Origin of the sequence: Arthrobacter oryzae, from assembly GCF_003634095.1 — a bacterium.
GTDB lineage: Bacteria > Actinomycetota > Actinomycetes > Actinomycetales > Micrococcaceae > Arthrobacter > Arthrobacter oryzae.
The window spans coordinates 416,557-432,033 of record NZ_RBIR01000002.1; the positions used below are offsets into that span (position 1 = coordinate 416,557).

Here is a 15,477-nt window from a genome sequence, read left to right on the forward strand (position 1 = left end):
ATCAATCCAAGCACGGATCGGGGTTTCCCGGACGCGTTTGCATGCCGAACCGGGGGCCGCTCAGGGACGGTTCAGGGTGTTCCCCAGTAGAGCCCGTCACGGGGAACGGGCAGGATCGAAGTATGAACCCGCACACTCCGCACCCCGATGAAGGCCAGGCCTCCGCAGGCCGGCCGTCGACCGATCGGCCAGACGCCGAGCTTCCCGCCTCGGGTCGGCCCACCCCGGACCTTTCCGGTACCAACGTTCCGGCAGCTGACCAGGCCTCCCCCGACGCCCCCGCAGCTAACCAGGCCTCCCCCGACGCCCCCGCAGCTAACCAGGCCTCCCCCGACGCCCCCGCAGCTAACCAGGCCTCCCCCGACGCCCCGGCAGCTGAACAAGCCTCCCCCGACGTTCCGGCAGCTGACCTGCCCGCCGCTGCTCCCGGCGCCGGGCCGGGCGGCCCCCCGGAGCCCCCGCGGCTCTACCCGCCCGGCGATCCTGAAGGGCCGTATGCCCTCCCGCCGCTTGGTGACCCGGCTGCATCGCCGGGTGGGCCGGCGGGCGGCCCGTGGCCGGGCGGACAGACGCCCCGGGGGCAGGGACAGAACTTCTTCGACTGGATCCGCAGCCAGGGCATCTACCGCGGACGCGACCGCTGGATCGGTGGCGTGGCCAGCGGCATTGCCCACCGGCTCGGCGTCGACCCCCTGATAATTCGCGGCGTCCTGATTGTCCTGACGATTTTCGCCGGGCTTGGCGTGCTCGCCTACGGCGTCGCGTGGGCCCTGCTGCCCGAACCTGACGGCCGCATTCATGTCCAGGAAGCCGCCGCGGGCCGGTGGACAGCCGGGATGACCGGCGCGCTGATCACCACGGTCATCGGGTTCCCCAGCCTGGGCACCGGAGTCTGGGGCTGGGACAGGTTCGGCTTTGGCGCCTTCGTCTGGACCGCTTTCTGGGTGGGCGGCGCCATCTACCTCGTCTACTACCTCACTCAGCGCAACAAGACCCGGAACGGAGCCGCTCCCATGCCGTCGCGCTACGACTCCAGTAGTCTGGCCGGCGCCGGGACTGTTGCCGGTGCCGCCCGCGCCGGCGCTGAGCCGCACCCGGCCGGGGGCTTCCCGCCGGCCGGCGCCCCTGCCTTCGGGCAGGCTGTCGACGGCTCCGCACCCGGCCAGGCCTGGGGACCTCCCCCGCCGTCGGGACCCACTCCGCCCGGCCCGGTTCCGCCTGGCGGCTATGGCGCCGGCGCTACGCCCCCTCCGGCCACGCCGCGCAACCTTGGCCCAGGCACACCCGCCGTCGCGATTACCGTCGGGGCAGCCCTGATGGTGGGCGGCGGGATCAAGGCGCTCGACGCCGCCCACGTGATCGCTCTCGGCGATTACGGCAATGCACTGGTCTGGGCCGTTGCCGCCGCCATCCTGGGCCTAGGGATCCTGGTTGCCGGGCTGCGTGGCCGGACTTCGGGGATCCTTGGCTTCTTCGCCGTCGTGGCCCTGCTGATCGGCGGGATTTTCAGTGTGGTTCCGCACGGAGACCGGTTCCGGTTCCAGAATGCCGACTGGACGCCGTCAAGCATTGAACAGGCCAGCGGCGGCTTCGAGATTACCGGCGGCAGAGGAACGGTGGACCTGACCAAAATGGCGCTGAACCCGCCGCTGGGTTCCGACCTCGTTGTGCCGATCGACGCGACTGCCAGCAATCTGACCGTCGTCATCCCCGCCACAGTCCCCGTCCGGATCCAGGCGGACCTGACCATGGGCAACCTCCACGAAGGCAACCAGGACCACGGCGGCATGACTAACCAGCAGAGCGACTACAACACCTCCAAACCAGGCGCCCCGATGGTCGTGAAGATCTCCGGGACCGTCAGCAACGTGACCATCAAGGAAGGCAACTGACATGAGCAGCTATGACGACTCACGGGCCGCCGGGCAGGACGCGGAAGCTGCCGGATCCCCCGCCCGGGTGGGGACAGTGGTTTGGGGACTGATAGTTCTGGCCCTGGCCGCATTGATCATCGTTTCCACGCTCGGCATCGTGGCCCTCAATGGCACCTATGTCCTGATCGGCCTGATGGTCGGGGCGGGCGCCGCCCTCATTGTCGGCGGACTACTCTCGGCACGCAGGCGTGACAATAAATCAACTTCAGGGAAGTCTTGAACCATGGATAAATTCTTCGACACCATCCGGGGCTTCGGCCTGAAACGTGGTCCGCAGCGCTGGGTTGGCGGCGTCTGCGGCGGGATTGCCGCCAAATTGAACGTGGACGTGGCCTTTGTCCGCATCGCTTACCTGCTCCTGAGCCTGCTGCCCGGCCCGGCCTTCGTGTTGTACCTCGCGGCCTGGCTCCTCCTTCCGGACCAGCGGAACGCAATCATCCTGGAAACCTTCCTCGCGAAGCGATCCTCCCGGTCCTAGCCCGGCCCTTGGGCGGCCCGGGCGGCCTTGGCGGCCGATGCGGCGCCGGGCGGCCCACGCCGGCGCGCAAGACGCCAGCCGGGCAGTTCCCCGGCACGCGAGAGTGCCCCCGCCTCACCGCGGGGGCACTCCTGTGTAACCGTTTGTGTCCTGCCCCACACGCGCCACTAGACTCTAGGTGAGCTCAGCGTGGCGCTCTGCCTGTACCCCTTCAAACCAGGATTTGAGCCGAGATATGAAAATTGGAATCCTCACCAGCGGCGGAGACTGCCCCGGACTGAATGCCGTCATTCGCGGCGCCGTTCTGAAGGGCATCGCCGTCCATGGCCAGCAGTTCGTGGGATTCCGGGACGGCTGGCGCGGGGTTGTCGAGGGCGACATCGTTGAAATTCCCCGCACCATGGTCCGCGGCATCGCCAAGCAGGGCGGCACCATCCTGGGCACGTCCCGCACCAACCCGTTCGAGAACGGCGGCGGCCCCGAGGTCATCAAAGCCAACATGGACCGGCTGGGGATCGACGCCATCATCGCCATCGGGGGCGAGGGCACTTTGGCCGCGGCGAAGCGGCTCACCGACGCCGGCCTGAAGATCGTGGGTGTGCCCAAGACGGTCGACAACGACCTCGATGCCACGGACTACACCTTCGGCTTCGACACCGCGGTGGAAATCGCCACCGAGGCGATAGACCGGCTGCGCACCACAGGAGAGTCCCATCACCGGTGCATGATCGCCGAGGTCATGGGCCGTCACGTGGGCTGGATCGCCCTCCATGCCGGGATGGCATCCGGTGCCCACGCCATCCTGATCCCGGAGCAGAAAGCCTCCATGGAACAGATCGCCGAGTGGGTGGTCTCCGCCCGCGACCGCGGGCGCGCCCCGCTGGTTGTCGTTGCCGAGGGCTTCGTGCCGGAGGGCCAGGAGTCCCCGCATTCGGAGCGCGGACTGGACACCTTCGGCCGCCCTCGGCTCGGCGGCATCGCCGAAATGCTGGCCCCCGAGCTGGAACAGCGTACCGGCATCGAGACCCGGGCCACGGTCCTTGGCCACATCCAGCGCGGAGGCGTCCCGACGGCGTTCGACCGTGTCCTGGCCACTCGCCTGGGCATGGCGGCCATCGACTCGGTGGTGGAGAAGCGCTGGGGCACGATGGTTTCGCTGCACGGCACGGACATTGTCCATGTCGGTTTCGACGCCGCACTCGGCAATCTCAAGTCCGTGCCACAGACCCGCTATGACGAGGCCGCCGTCCTCTTCGGCTAAAGCGGCCGCCGACGGGAACGCGGCCTGAAGTCGCCAATACCGTTGCGGCATGCCGGGCCCGGCACACCTCAGCCGGGCCCGGCGCCGCGGTGGGTAGGGTTAATGCATGACTCTCGAGCCCGGTTCCGCTGAAATAGTCCAGCTCGCATGGGCCCGCCGGCTGGGGTTCGACGACGGCGCTTTCGCGGCCGCCGCAGGTGAACGGCTGACCCGGGCCGATGAAGCTGCCCGGTCGGTGCAGTTTGTCCGCCTGTTCGGCAACTCCGCCCTGGTGGGCCCGCAGTGGGCCTTGGATGCCGCCGCCGGCCTCTCCGACGGAGAACTTGCCCAGCACGTGACGCTGCTGACCATCACCCGCGGCCACGGTGGCCACGGGCTGGGGGCAGCCGCGCTCTTCTTCGCCGACGATCTGCCCCTGCAGCAGCCTTCCGAGGAGCTGACCGTCTCGCACGGGAACCCTGAAGCGATCGAACTGGAGTCGTTCTGCCCGCCCGACGACGTCAACGAGGTGGGCATCGCGGACCTCGAACACCGCTTCACCGTCATGCATATCGAAGACGGGCGCCGGACACCCGTGGCCTGCGGCGCATACACCGAGTGGGAGGGGCTCCTGGCCCATCTGGGAGTGCTGGTGGCCCCGGAATGGCGCCGCCGCGGTCTGGGCAAACTGGCCGCCTCGATAGCCGCGCACGAGGCCCTCGCCGCCGGGCTGACCCTGCAGTGGCGCTCCGAGGTCAGCAACAAGGGATCCCTCGCGCTTGCCCGCAGTCTCGGCTTCTCCGCGGGCGGCATCCAGACCAGCGTCCTGCTGGGCTGATCCGGATGCCGCGGCGCCGAAGGAGGCCTTGGGGCTAGCGGCGCTCTGCGGAGGCCCTGTCGGCGCCGGCGTCCGTGTCTGCAACCGGAGCTGCAGTTTCCGCCGAAGCAGCCGTGGCTGTTGCCGCGGCCGGAGCCGGCGCGCCCCAGCCCTGGACCGGCTTGGGCTTGGCGAAGAAGAGCGCCACGGCTGCGCCGAGCAGGATCACTGCCGCCGGCAGCAGGATGGACTGGCCCATCGCCGTCGAGAATCCTTCACGGAGCGGTTCCGGCAAGGCCCCGCCGAAGCCCATCGGGCTGGTGTTCCCGCCTGCTCCGGGACGGGCGGGAAGCTCGGCCGCCAGCCGCGCCTGAATGAGGACGGCGATGGCGGCGCTGCCGAGCACGGCGCCGATCTGGCGGGTGGTGTTGTAGACGCCTGAGCCGGCGCCGGCCTGCCGCGGCGGCAGGTTACGCGTGACGGTGGAGCTCAACGGCGCCCAGATTCCCGCATTGGCGAAGCCCAGCACGGCGCTGGGGAGCAGGAACAGCCAGATGGAGGTGTCCGGGTGCATGAGCAGCGAATTCCAGAACAGTGCCACGGACATCAGGACCAGGCCCGTCGCGGTGATGAATTTCGGGTTGACCCTGTCGATGATGCGGCCGACGACGGGCGCCAGACCGCCCGAGATCAGCGCCATCGGCACCATCATCAGGGCCGACTGGGTGGGGGTCAGGCCGCGGACGATCTGGTAGTAGAAGATCAGCGGCAGGCTGAAGGCCGTGACGGTGAAGCCCACAGTGGTGATCGCGATGTTGGCGAGGGAGAAATTCCGGTCCTTGAAGAGGGACAGGGGCAGCAGCGGTTCACCCTTGTTGAACTTCTGCCACAGGACGAAGACAACCAGCACGACGATGCCGCTGATGATCAGGCCCCAGACGGTGATCGGGCCCGCGATAGTTCCCCAGTCGTAGGTCTCACCCTCCTGGATGCCGAAGACCAGCAGGAAGAGTCCAAGGGCGCTGAGCAGCACGCCGGGAATGTCGAACTTGTGCGGGTGGGTGCTCAGCGACGGGACGAATCGCATCGCGAGGACGAATCCCGCGATGCCGACCGGGATGTTGATGAAGAAGATCCATTCCCAGCCGAGGCCGTCCACCAGGACGCCGCCTAGGATCGGGCCGACCAGGGTGGCGACGCCGGCCGTGGCACCCCAGATGCCCATGGCGGCTCCGCGGCGGTCCGGCGCGAAGATCCGGGTGATCACGGCCATGGTCTGCGGCGTCATCATGGCAGCGCCGAAGCCCTGGACCACCCGCGCCGCAATGAGGGTCTGGACATCGCCGGAGAGCCCGCACCACAGCGATGCCAGGGTGAAGACGACGAGTCCGGACAGGTAGAGCTTCTTCGGTCCGAATCGGTCACCGAGCCGGCCCGTGATGAGCAGCGGCACGGCGTAGGCGAGCAGGTAGGCGCTGGTGACCCAGATGACCGAGTTGATATCGGTGTTCAGGCCCTTCATGATGCTGGGGTTGGCCACCGAGACGATGGTGGTGTCGATCAGGATCATGAAGAAGCCGATCACCAGGGACCAGAGTGCCGGCCATGGCCGGGCTACGTTTTCCATGGGGTTCCTTAGGGGCTGGTGCGGATGCTGGATGGGCAATAGTGGGGGCGGCGGAGGTCCGGAGCGGGGTGCCGTGAGGCCGTCACCACGGAAGGTCGCCGTTGCTGAGCTCGTTTTGCAGGCTGCGGATCCATGCGGCTTCGGTGCGCAGCATGCTCTGCTGGTACTGAACGTCGACCCAGTACTTGCGCTCGACGCCCTTCTTCCGGAGCAGTTCCTCGCCGGAGTCGAGGAAATCGAGCTGCTGCTGCAGCGCCTCGAGCCGCCGGTCCAGGAGTTCAACCACGACGCCAGCAGGCAGGTTGTAGGCCTCGGAGATGGCCAGGGGGAAGGACGGGTATTCGTTGGCCGGGGTGGCGAGCATGTCCTGCAGCCGCGCCGTGAGCGCCTCCCGGCCGGCTGCCGAGATCGTGTACGTGGTGCGCTCCGGGCGGTTACCTTCCCGGTCCGTTCCGGTGGCCGCAACCAGGCCCTGCTCCTCCAGCCGCCCGACGGCGTGATAGAGCGTCCCTGGCCGGACCTTGATCAGGCGGTCCTCATGGCGTGCGATCAGGAGCTGGTACATCTCGTAGGGATGCATCGGTTCTTCCACGAGCAAGGAGAGCGCGGCGACACCCAACGGTGTCAAGGCGGATGCCCGGGCCATGGTGTTGTGTCCTTTTCCGTGCGACCTTGTGATTACTCCATAACGATTATTCCACGCGGAATATATGGAGGCAACCTTCCCTGCCCGGGACACATGTCACCGGCCCGGGAAGCCGGTTTGGTCAGCCGAGCAGCGCCAGGATGTCCGCCCGGGCAAACATCTGCGCGGCTGCCCGGGCGGAGGGGGTCCCGGCGTCCGGATCCGCCCCGGCTTCCAGCAGCTCGCGGGCCACGTCCGTGTAGCCCTTGAAGACGGCGCCGGCCAGCGGGGTCTGGCCGCGGTCATTGGCGAGGTTGGCGTCACCGCCGTGGTCCAGGATCAGCCGGACCGTGCCGGCATGGCCGTGGTAGGCCGCCAGCATGACGAGCGAGTCACCGGAAGCATTGGTCAGCGTGGCCGGGGCGCCGGCGGCCAGGTAGCTGCCGAGCACGGCGGAGTTCCCCTCGCGGGCCGCATCGAAGAGCGCGTGCGCCAGCGCCAGCGTCGCGTCGTCGGGAGCGGCACCGGACTCGTCTACTGCCGGATCGCTTACGGCCGGCTCGCCCGGCGTGGACTCGCCGTTCATCGGGTACCCCGCAGGAAGCCGGTCTGGCGGCCCACCACCTGGCCGGCGTCGGGTGCCACAATGAGCTCCTGCGCCGCGGCATAAGTCTCGTCGCCGTCGGCGACGGTCAGGACCTCGTCCGGGGCGACCGAGCGCTTGATGACGGCCAGGGCCACCGGCCCCATTTCGTAGTGCTGCCCCACGGAGGTCACGGTCCCCACCTTGCGCTCGCCCGCCCGCACCTCGCTGCCGACGGCCGGCAGCGTGTGCTGGGAGCCGTCAAGCTGCAGGAATACGAGCCGCCGCGGCGGATGGCCCAGGTTGTGGACGCGGGCGACCGTCTCCTGGCCCTTGTAGCAGCCCTTGGACAGGTGAACGGCGGTGCGGAGCAGGTCGAGCTCGTGCGGAATCGTCTTGTCGTCGGTTTCGGCGCCCCACCGGGGGCGCCATGCGGCGATCCGCAGCGCCTCGGCAGCGAGGGTGCCGGCGAGGGCCCGGTCCCCCACCGTGGCGGCAAGGTCGGCGGCCGGCACGAGGTACTCGAACCATGGCCGCTCCAAGCCGGGATGGGCGTCCTCGCCCACGACGGCATAGGAGTAGCCGCCCGCGCCCACATGCGGCCAGGGATCTTCCCAGACCAGGAACTGCGGCCACTCCTGGATCCGGCGGGTGGAGCCGAGCACGGCCCAGTCCGCGGAGACGTCGGCGACCTCGACCCGGAGCATGAACTTCATCCGGGTGAGCCATTCGGCCAGCGGGCCAGCTTCCGCTCCCTCGACGATCAGCCACGTTGTGGCGCCGTCATCCACCACCCGGGCGTCGAATTCGATCCGGCCCTGGACGCTGAGCAACAGCAGCTCGGTGGACTGCCCGGGGGCCAGGCCCGTGAGCTGCTGGGAGGACAGGGTGTTGAGCCAACTGAGGCGGTCCGGCCCGCTAACGGTCACCACCCCGCGGTTTGAAAGATCGACGACGGCGGTGCCCGCGGCCAGCGCCCGCTGCTCGCGGAGCGGCTCCCCGTAGTGGGCGGCGACGCCGGCGTCGGCACCGCCGGCCTCGACAGCGGCCGGGCGCGACAACAGGGGGCTCTTGGTAGTCATATTGAAAGGAACGTCCTTAACTGTGGTCGTATTCCGGCGCCGACGGTCAGGGACGCGGGAGGGTGCCCGGGGGTCCGGGCTGCCGGGGTTTCGGGGGGCAGGGGTTTCAGGGGCGGGGATTCAGGGGGCAGGGGCCGGCTCAGCGGTATTCCGGATTTTCGAAGTCGAAGCGGGTGCCGGCTTTCCAGGCGTCGGGGAGGTTGCCGTATGCCGGAATGCCGCCGGCGTCCTTGAGCATGCGCGCCAGGTGCAGCATGTTCCAGGTCATGAAGGTGGTGTTGCGGTTGGTGAAATCGCTGTCCGGGCCCCCGGAACCTTCGTCAAGGTAGCTCGGCCCCGGCCCCACCGGACCGATCCACCCGGCGTCGGCCTGCGGCGGGATCGTGAACCCGATGTGCTGCAGGCTGTAGAGCACGTTCATGGCGCAGTGCTTGATCCCGTCCTCGTTGCCGGTGATGAGGCAACCGCCGACCTTGGGATAGTAGGCCCACTGGCCCTTCGCGTTCAGCTGCCCGGAGTGCGCATACAGGCGTTCGATGAGTTTCTTGGTCTGCGAAGAATTGTCGCCAAGCCAGATCGGTCCGGCCACCACCACGATGTCCGCTTCCTCAACGGCCGGGTAGAGCTCCGGCCATTCGTCGGTGGCCCAGCCGTGTTCGCGCATGTCCGGGTAGACCCCGCTGGCGACGTCGTGGTCCACGGTCCGGATCACGCGGGTGGTGACACCGTGTTTCTCCATGATTCTGCGGCTGACCTCAATCAGGCCCTGGGTGTTGGACACGTCCGGGGACTTCTTCAGGGTGCCGTTGAAGTACACGGCTTTGAGATCGGCATAGCCGGTGGTGCCGGTGGCTGCGCTGGTGGTTGTGCTGCTGGCTTCCTCGTTCACGGCGTTTCTCCCTGGTCGATGCTGACAACGGAAAAATCTGTGAGACCGTGCGTTTAGCTTACTTTGGCGAGGATGGCCGATGCATGGGCTTCCAGGCCGCCGCCGGAACCCGATTCCTTGCCGGTAGCGACATCCCAGCGCCAGAGCAGGTTCCCGTCCACGAGCCCGAAAATCCGCGTGGCGGCCGTGTACTCCTTGGAGTGGCTGCCGCGCATCACCATATCGGTGCTGAGCTGGATCTGGGGTCCCTTGATCTGGCCGTAGTAGAGTTCCGAGATTCCGCCGGGGTGCGCGATCGACACGGAGATGTCGAATCCGCCGTCGCTGTTGCGCAGCGCCTCGACCTCATCGGCGCTCTTGAGCACGGGAACGATGTCGGCCGGGATCAGGCCGGGGCCGCCGTCCTCCTCGCGCTGCTTGCGTTCCAGCGCCCAGAAGCCGGTCTCGACCGTCAGGGGCCGCAGCTTGGTGCCCTCGTCGTCGGTCAGCCAGCTCTCGGCGCGGTACTGCAGGTACGGCAGGCCGTTGTGCGTGAACGAGACGTGCTGCAGGAAGTGCTCTGAGTCCTCGTCGCCGGCTCCGAGCCGGCCGCGTCCCTCCCACTCACCGATGAGCCAGGACAGCGGAACGATTTCAGGGGTCAGGTCTGTGGGAATTTCAATCGGCACGGCAACTACCTCTGGAAACTACGGGGTCTGGGAAGCGTGGGTGTTACTTCTGGCCTTTGAAGAGGCGGTACACGACAAAGCCGGCAAACCACGCCATGGACAGGCCGGCCACGCCGAGCAGGACAAGGAAGAAGATCTCATATGCAAGTACGGACATGATGCCATCCTAACGCTTAGAAGATGAGTAGTTTGTCTATGAAGTACGCCAGCGAACCGACCGCCGAAACCGGCCCCAGCCCCATTCCCACGGCCGCCCAAACGTTCAGGCTCTCCCCGCTGAGGATGACGAGGCGGCGGAAACTCACCAGCACCGCCCCCACGACGACGCCGGCGAGGGCGGCAGGCAGGACGGCAATGTCGGAGAACACCAGCCCGGCCAGCGGCCCGGCGAGCCCGGCGCTGACGATGCCCAGCGGGGCCACGATGCGGTCCGGCCAGCGGATCAGTCCCGCCAACAAGGCCATCGCCGCGCTGATGGCGGCCACGAGCAGCATCTCCCGGACACCGTTGAAGCGCGAACTCGCAATCCAGCCGGCGCCGAGACAGGACAGCAGGACCCCGGCGCACGAGCCCAGGGTGGATTCGAGCCGCTGGGCCTGGCCGGTACCCCGGAGCAGTTGCATCATGAAGATGGCCATGACCCCGACGGCCATGAACGACGGCGTCCAGTTCAGGAACCCGGGAGCGGGAAGGTAGGTGGCGGCCACCGCCGAGCCGACGCCCGGCAGGCCGATCAGGACTGCGAGGGTCTTCTTGGCGGGGATGCCGAGGAAATAGGGCCAGCCGATGCCGATCCCCATGGCGGTAAGGACTGCGACGGCAAGCAGGACCCCGGGCGTGGAGTAGGCACCGGCCACCACGGCCGCGAGACCGGCCAGGCCGATTATCCCGACGCTCCACGGCTTCACCGTTGACTCGCCATCGGCAGACCAGTCGTGGTCGTACCTTCGCTCACTGCGGACCCCAATTCGATTCGGCTCACTTTCGAAGGGCCGCGGGCCCTGACGGTTCAATCCTGCCTTATATGAACCCTATGTGTCGCAAAGGGACCGGCCGGAGGTGACGGGACCATGGCCGGAAAGGGGTGTTTGGGTATACTCGAGATCAGCACCACAGACGCCCAATGATGCGCGGACACCCCTTGGAGGAACAATGTCGCACATCCTGCTATTGACGAACAGCACCGGAACATCCGTGGACGTCCTGCCTGCTCTGGAATTGCTAAACCACCGGGTGCATATTCTTCCGGCCGAGCCCACGGCCCTGCTTGAGACCGACCCCTGCGACATCGTCCTGCTGGATGCCCGCAAGGATCTGGTCGGCGCACGTTCCCTCACCCAGCTGCTCAAGGCCACCGGCCTCAGCGCCCCCTTGATGCTCATCCTCACCGAAGGCGGCATGGCCGCCGTCTCCTCGGCATGGGCGGTGGACGATATCCTCCTCGAATCAGCGGGCCCGGCAGAGGTCGAAGCCCGGATCCGTCTTGGCGTGGCGCGCGCCGTCCCCGAGCAGGACGACGCCCCGACCGAAATCCGGGCCGCCGGCGTCGTAATCGACGAGGCCAGCTACACCGCACGGGTCAACGGCGCCGCACTCAACCTGACCTTCAAGGAATTTGAACTGCTGAAATACCTGGCCCAGCACCCCGGCCGGGTATTCACCCGCCAGCAGTTGCTGACGGAAGTCTGGGGCTACGACTACTACGGCGGCACCCGCACCGTGGACGTCCACGTCCGGCGGCTGCGGGCCAAACTGGGCGCCGACCACGAAAACCTGATCAGCACTGTCCGCAACGTCGGCTACCGGCTGACCCTGGTCCGCCAGCCCGAGGACGAACTCACCGAGGCCTGAGCGCCGCACCTGCGCACCGAACCCCGACGCCGCGCCGGCCGTCTGTATGCCGCCGCGCCCGCCGCCTGCATACCGCCGTGTACGCAAAAGGCCCCGGACTCTGAAACCAGAGTCCGGAGCCTTGTGCGTTTAGTGGAGGACATACGGGTCGAACGTATCGAGGCCACCCCAGTGGTGGATCCCCCTCGCATCCGGCTCAGCGCCAGACGACGTAACGACTATACGTCCCGTCCGGGGTTGAACAAAATCGGCCGCCGTCGGCCCGGCACCGGCTAGCCTTGCACCATGAGCCCTGCACACCCGGAAAATTGGCCCGTCCTCGCCGTAAAAGGCCCCGTGGACGGCGCGCTGCTGCGGGACGTCGCAGCCCTCGTCGCCGCCGCGGAAGAGTCGGACGGCAATCCTCCACTGTCCGAACAGACCCTCGTAACGCTGCGGGCGGCCGACGCGGGCGAGCATTCGGTGCTGGCCATTGCCGTCTACGCCGTGGAGGAGAAGTCAGATCCGGCGACGGGTCAGGACCTGACCGGCGTCGCCGTCGTCATCGAGGAGCCCGACGGCACGGGCGTTCTCGAGGTCGCGGTCCACCCCAGCTACCGCAACCAGGGCGTGGCCGACCGCCTAGTGGGCCACCTGCGGAGCGTTCGCGGCTTCGCCGGACTGAACGCCTGGTCCCACGGAAACCACGAGGCCGCCGCGGAACTCGCGGCCCGCTACGGCTACGGCCCCGTCCGCAAACTGTGGAAAATGCGGCTCATGACCGCGACGGCGGAACTGCCGGAGGTCGAACTCCCCCAGGGCGTGCAGCTGCGCGCGTTCGTTCCCGGCCGCGACGAGGACGCCTGGCTGGCCGCAAACAAGGCCGCCTTCGCCCACCACCCGGAGCAGGGGAACATGTCCCGCGCCGATCTCGAGGCCCGGATGGCCGAGCCGTGGTTTGACCCCGCGGGCTTCCTGCTGGCCGTGGACCCGGCGGACCGGCTCCTGGGATTCCATTGGACCAAGGTGCACCCGCGGCACGGCGAGCACCCCGCGATCGGGGAGGTCTATGTGGTGGGCGTAACCCCGGAGGCACAGGGTTCCGGACTGGGCAAGGCCCTGACCATCGCCGGCATCAAGCACCTGCGGGACCTCGGGCTGCGCGCCGTCATGCTCTACGTCGACGCCGACAACGTCCCCGCCGTCTCGCTGTACCGCCGGCTCGGCTTCACTCGCTGGGACGTCGACGTCATGTACGCGCCGCTCCCTGGGCACTAACCCCTGGGCACTAACGCCGGGGCGCCGGCGGCCCGGCGTTACAGGCGTTGGTCAAGTCGGCGGACCACCGGGCCGTCCGGGCCGAAATCCGGGTCATCGGGCCGTGATTGCTTGTAAGGTTGGAGCTACATCGCGCCAGCATTGAGGAGACATCATGCCACGGGAAATTGCCCGGACATCCACGTCTGAACCCGCTACGCCGGAAAAGCGGGCGCGCCCGGCGCGTGCCCGCTTTGGCTCCTCGGAAGTGCCGGCCTCACGTGCCACGCAGGACCGGATCGACATTCCGGAGTTCGCCCCGAACCTGGAACCTGAGGGCGAAATCAGCCCCGACCGGTTTCTGGACCGCGAGTTGAGCTGGCTTTCCTTCAATGAACGAGTCCTGGAACTGGCCGAGGACCCCAACCTGTACCTGCTGGAGCGGGTCAGCTTCCTGTCCATCTTCGCCTCCAACCTGGACGAGTTCTTCATGGTCCGGGTGGCCGGGCTGAAGCGGCGGATCGCCACGGGCCTGGCCGTCCCCTCCCCCGCAGGGCTGAGCCCCATGCAGGTCTTGGAGCAGATCGGCGACGAGGCCCACCGGCTGCAGCAGCGCCATGCCCGGGTCTATGCCGAGCAGATCCGGCCGGCGCTGGCGTACGAGCACATCCACCTCATGCACTGGGAAGAACTCGACTCCCAGGCCAAAGACCAGCTCAGCGCCATGTTCGCGGAAAAAGTCTTTCCCATCCTGACCCCGCTCGCCGTGGATCCGGCCCACCCGTTCCCCTACATTTCCGGGCTGTCCCTGAACCTGGCCGTGGTGGTCCGCAACCCGGTCAGCGACAAAGAGCTCTTCGCCCGCGTCAAGGTCCCTGACCAGCTCCCGCGCCTGATCTCCATCGACGGCGCCCGCGCCGGCTCCGTCCCCGGGCGCGTGGCCCGGTTCATCGCCCTCGAAGAAGTCATCGCGGTGCACCTGGACCAGCTGTTCGCCGGCATGGAGGTCCTGGAGCACCACACCTTCCGCGTGACCCGCAACGAGGACGTGGAGGTCGAAGAGGACGACGCCGAGAACCTCCTGCAGGCGCTGGAGAAGGAACTCCTGCGCCGCCGGTTCGGCCCTCCGGTCCGGCTGGAGGTCACCAATGACATCAACCCGAACATCCGGGCGCTGCTGATCCGCGAGCTCGGCGTCGAGGAATCCGAGGTGTACTCCGTGCCGGCGCCGCTGGACCTGCGCGGCCTGTCCGTTATTGCCGGAATCGACCGGGCGGACCTGCACTACCCCAAGCACGTCCCGCACACGTCCCGGTACCTGAACGAATCGGAGACCTCGAAGGCGGCGAACGTCTTTGCCGCCATGCGGCGACGGGACATCCTCCTGCACCACCCCTACGACTCCTTCTCCACGTCCGTCCAGGCCTTCCTGGAACAGGCAGCCGCGGATCCGAAGGTCCAGGCGATCAAGCAGACCCTGTACCGCACCTCCGGGGACTCGCCGATTGTCGATGCCCTGATTGACGCCGCCGAGGCCGGCAAGCAGGTCCTGGCCCTGGTGGAGATCAAGGCCCGCTTCGACGAGCAGGCCAACATCTCCTGGGCCCGGAAACTGGAGCAGGCCGGCGTCCATGTGGTGTACGGCATTGTGGGGCTCAAGACCCACTGCAAGCTCTCCCTCGTCGTCCGCCAGGAAGTGGACGGCCTGCGCCGCTACTGCCACATCGGCACCGGCAACTACCATCCCCGCACGGCCCGCTACTACGAAGACTTGGGCCTGCTCACGGCCAACGAGCAGGTGGGCGAGGACCTCTCCAAGCTGTTCAACCAGCTGTCCGGCTACGCGCCGAAGTCCACGTTCAAGAGGCTGCTCGTGGCGCCGCGCTCGGTCCGGTCCGGGCTGATCGACAGGATCGAAACCGAAATCAAGAACGCCCGGGCAGGCATCCCCGCCCGGGTGCAGATCAAGGTCAATTCGATGGTGGACGAGGCCATCATCGATTCCCTGTACCGCGCGTCCCAGGCCGGTGTGCCGGTGGATGTGATTGTCCGCGGCATCTGCTCCCTGCGGCCCGGTGTTCCCGGCCTGAGCGAGAACATCACCGTCCGCTCGGTGCTGGGCCGCTTCCTGGAGCACTCGCGCGTCTTTGCCTTCGCGAATGCCGGCGACCCGGTGGTCTTCATCGGTTCGGCCGACATGATGCACCGGAACCTGGACCGCCGGGTGGAGGCCCTCGTGCAGCTCTCGAGCGGCGACGACACCAGCTACGTCCTGGATCTGCTCAAACGCTACATGGATCCCGAAACCGCCAGCTGGCATCTGGACAAGCAGGGCGAATGGACCCGGCACCACCTCGCTGAAGACGGCCGGAACCTGGACGACGTCCAGTCCTGGCTGCTGGCTTCCCGCTCGCGTCAACGCACGACTAGCCTGCGGTAGGGGCCGT

15 protein-coding genes are annotated in these 15,477 nt (G+C 67.7%); 8 read left to right on the top strand and 7 right to left on the bottom strand.

Features of this window, described 5'->3' with window-relative positions:
• The first annotated feature begins 122 nt into the window (after positions 1-122).
• The 5 genes from C8D78_RS06250 to C8D78_RS06270 all read left to right on the top strand — a co-directional run bounded on the left by C8D78_RS06250 (position 123) and on the right by C8D78_RS06270 (position 4,490).
• On the top strand, positions 123-1,892 hold the full coding sequence (locus tag C8D78_RS06250) for a PspC domain-containing protein (protein ID WP_120951190.1): 1,770 nt from the start codon (positions 123-125) through the stop codon (positions 1,890-1,892).
• Between the two features lies 1 nt (position 1,893).
• The gene (locus C8D78_RS06255) at positions 1,894-2,154 is read left to right on the top strand and encodes a hypothetical protein (RefSeq protein ID WP_120951192.1); all 261 of its coding nucleotides are present in this window, start codon (positions 1,894-1,896) and stop codon (positions 2,152-2,154) included.
• Between the two features lie 3 nt (positions 2,155-2,157).
• Complete coding sequence (locus tag C8D78_RS06260) at positions 2,158-2,412, top strand: PspC domain-containing protein (RefSeq protein ID WP_120951194.1); 255 nt, start codon at positions 2,158-2,160, stop codon at positions 2,410-2,412.
• A 235-nt stretch (positions 2,413-2,647) separates the two neighbouring features.
• Positions 2,648-3,673 carry a 6-phosphofructokinase gene (locus C8D78_RS06265; protein ID WP_120951196.1) on the top strand — a complete coding sequence of 342 codons (1,026 nt, stop codon included), beginning with the start codon at positions 2,648-2,650 and terminating at the stop codon, positions 3,671-3,673.
• A 106-nt stretch (positions 3,674-3,779) separates the two neighbouring features.
• Complete coding sequence (locus C8D78_RS06270; protein ID WP_120951198.1) at positions 3,780-4,490, top strand: GNAT family N-acetyltransferase; 711 nt, start codon at positions 3,780-3,782, stop codon at positions 4,488-4,490.
• A 34-nt stretch (positions 4,491-4,524) separates the two neighbouring features.
• Here the strand turns inward: C8D78_RS06270 and C8D78_RS06275 are convergent, their stop codons facing one another.
• The 7 genes from C8D78_RS06275 to C8D78_RS06305 all read right to left on the bottom strand — a co-directional run bounded on the left by C8D78_RS06275 (position 4,525) and on the right by C8D78_RS06305 (position 10,851).
• On the bottom strand, positions 4,525-6,096 hold the full coding sequence (locus tag C8D78_RS06275; RefSeq protein WP_120951200.1) for an MFS transporter: 1,572 nt from the start codon (positions 6,094-6,096) through the stop codon (positions 4,525-4,527).
• Between the two features lie 82 nt (positions 6,097-6,178).
• Positions 6,179-6,742: a PadR family transcriptional regulator gene (locus C8D78_RS06280; RefSeq protein ID WP_120951202.1), complete on the bottom strand. Its 564-nt coding sequence runs from the start codon at positions 6,740-6,742 to the stop codon at positions 6,179-6,181.
• Positions 6,743-6,863: 121 nt separating this feature from the next.
• On the bottom strand, positions 6,864-7,307 hold the full coding sequence (locus tag C8D78_RS06285; RefSeq protein ID WP_120951204.1) for an ankyrin repeat domain-containing protein: 444 nt from the start codon (positions 7,305-7,307) through the stop codon (positions 6,864-6,866).
• The gene (gene ygfZ / locus C8D78_RS06290) at positions 7,304-8,386 is read right to left on the bottom strand and encodes a CAF17-like 4Fe-4S cluster assembly/insertion protein YgfZ (protein WP_120951206.1); all 1,083 of its coding nucleotides are present in this window, start codon (positions 8,384-8,386) and stop codon (positions 7,304-7,306) included. Before ygfZ ends, C8D78_RS06285 begins: the two co-directional genes overlap by 4 nt.
• A gap of 139 nt (positions 8,387-8,525) precedes the next feature.
• Positions 8,526-9,275, bottom strand: coding sequence for a flavodoxin family protein (locus tag C8D78_RS06295; RefSeq protein WP_120951208.1), 750 nt, complete (start codon positions 9,273-9,275; stop codon positions 8,526-8,528).
• A gap of 53 nt (positions 9,276-9,328) precedes the next feature.
• Positions 9,329-9,943 carry a nitrobindin family protein gene (locus C8D78_RS06300; protein WP_120951210.1) on the bottom strand — a complete coding sequence of 205 codons (615 nt, stop codon included), beginning with the start codon at positions 9,941-9,943 and terminating at the stop codon, positions 9,329-9,331.
• A gap of 173 nt (positions 9,944-10,116) precedes the next feature.
• Positions 10,117-10,851: a permease gene (locus tag C8D78_RS06305; RefSeq protein WP_120951212.1), complete on the bottom strand. Its 735-nt coding sequence runs from the start codon at positions 10,849-10,851 to the stop codon at positions 10,117-10,119.
• A 244-nt stretch (positions 10,852-11,095) separates the two neighbouring features.
• Between C8D78_RS06305 and C8D78_RS06310 the strand changes: the two genes are divergently transcribed.
• From C8D78_RS06310 to C8D78_RS06320, 3 genes are all read left to right on the top strand, one after another.
• Positions 11,096-11,794 (top strand): winged helix-turn-helix transcriptional regulator, encoded by a 699-nt coding sequence (locus tag C8D78_RS06310; RefSeq protein ID WP_091251927.1) that lies wholly within the window; start codon positions 11,096-11,098, stop codon positions 11,792-11,794.
• Positions 11,795-12,079: 285 nt separating this feature from the next.
• Complete coding sequence (mshD, locus tag C8D78_RS06315; protein ID WP_120951214.1) at positions 12,080-13,051, top strand: mycothiol synthase; 972 nt, start codon at positions 12,080-12,082, stop codon at positions 13,049-13,051.
• A 154-nt stretch (positions 13,052-13,205) separates the two neighbouring features.
• Positions 13,206-15,470 (top strand): RNA degradosome polyphosphate kinase, encoded by a 2,265-nt coding sequence (locus C8D78_RS06320; RefSeq protein WP_244208273.1) that lies wholly within the window; start codon positions 13,206-13,208, stop codon positions 15,468-15,470.
• Positions 15,471-15,477: the final 7 nt, after the last annotated feature.

Excerpts from the sequence above, each read along its gene's own strand:
- C8D78_RS06250 (WP_120951190.1), top strand. The coding sequence starts at position 123 with ATGAACCCGCACACTCCGCACCCCGATGAAGGCCAGGCCTCCGCAGGC.
- C8D78_RS06255 (WP_120951192.1), top strand. The coding sequence starts at position 1,894 with ATGAGCAGCTATGACGACTCACGGGCCGCCGGGCAGGACGCGGAAGCT.
- C8D78_RS06260 (WP_120951194.1), top strand. The coding sequence starts at position 2,158 with ATGGATAAATTCTTCGACACCATCCGGGGCTTCGGCCTGAAACGTGGT.
- C8D78_RS06265 (WP_120951196.1), top strand. The coding sequence starts at position 2,648 with ATGAAAATTGGAATCCTCACCAGCGGCGGAGACTGCCCCGGACTGAAT.
- C8D78_RS06270 (WP_120951198.1), top strand. The coding sequence starts at position 3,780 with ATGACTCTCGAGCCCGGTTCCGCTGAAATAGTCCAGCTCGCATGGGCC.
- C8D78_RS06275 (WP_120951200.1), bottom strand. The coding sequence starts at position 6,096 with ATGGAAAACGTAGCCCGGCCATGGCCGGCACTCTGGTCCCTGGTGATC.
- C8D78_RS06280 (WP_120951202.1), bottom strand. The coding sequence starts at position 6,742 with ATGGCCCGGGCATCCGCCTTGACACCGTTGGGTGTCGCCGCGCTCTCC.
- C8D78_RS06285 (WP_120951204.1), bottom strand. The coding sequence starts at position 7,307 with ATGAACGGCGAGTCCACGCCGGGCGAGCCGGCCGTAAGCGATCCGGCA.
- ygfZ (WP_120951206.1), bottom strand. The coding sequence starts at position 8,386 with ATGACTACCAAGAGCCCCCTGTTGTCGCGCCCGGCCGCTGTCGAGGCC.
- C8D78_RS06310 (WP_091251927.1), top strand. The coding sequence starts at position 11,096 with ATGTCGCACATCCTGCTATTGACGAACAGCACCGGAACATCCGTGGAC.
- mshD (WP_120951214.1), top strand. The coding sequence starts at position 12,080 with ATGAGCCCTGCACACCCGGAAAATTGGCCCGTCCTCGCCGTAAAAGGC.
- C8D78_RS06320 (WP_244208273.1), top strand. The coding sequence starts at position 13,206 with ATGCCACGGGAAATTGCCCGGACATCCACGTCTGAACCCGCTACGCCG.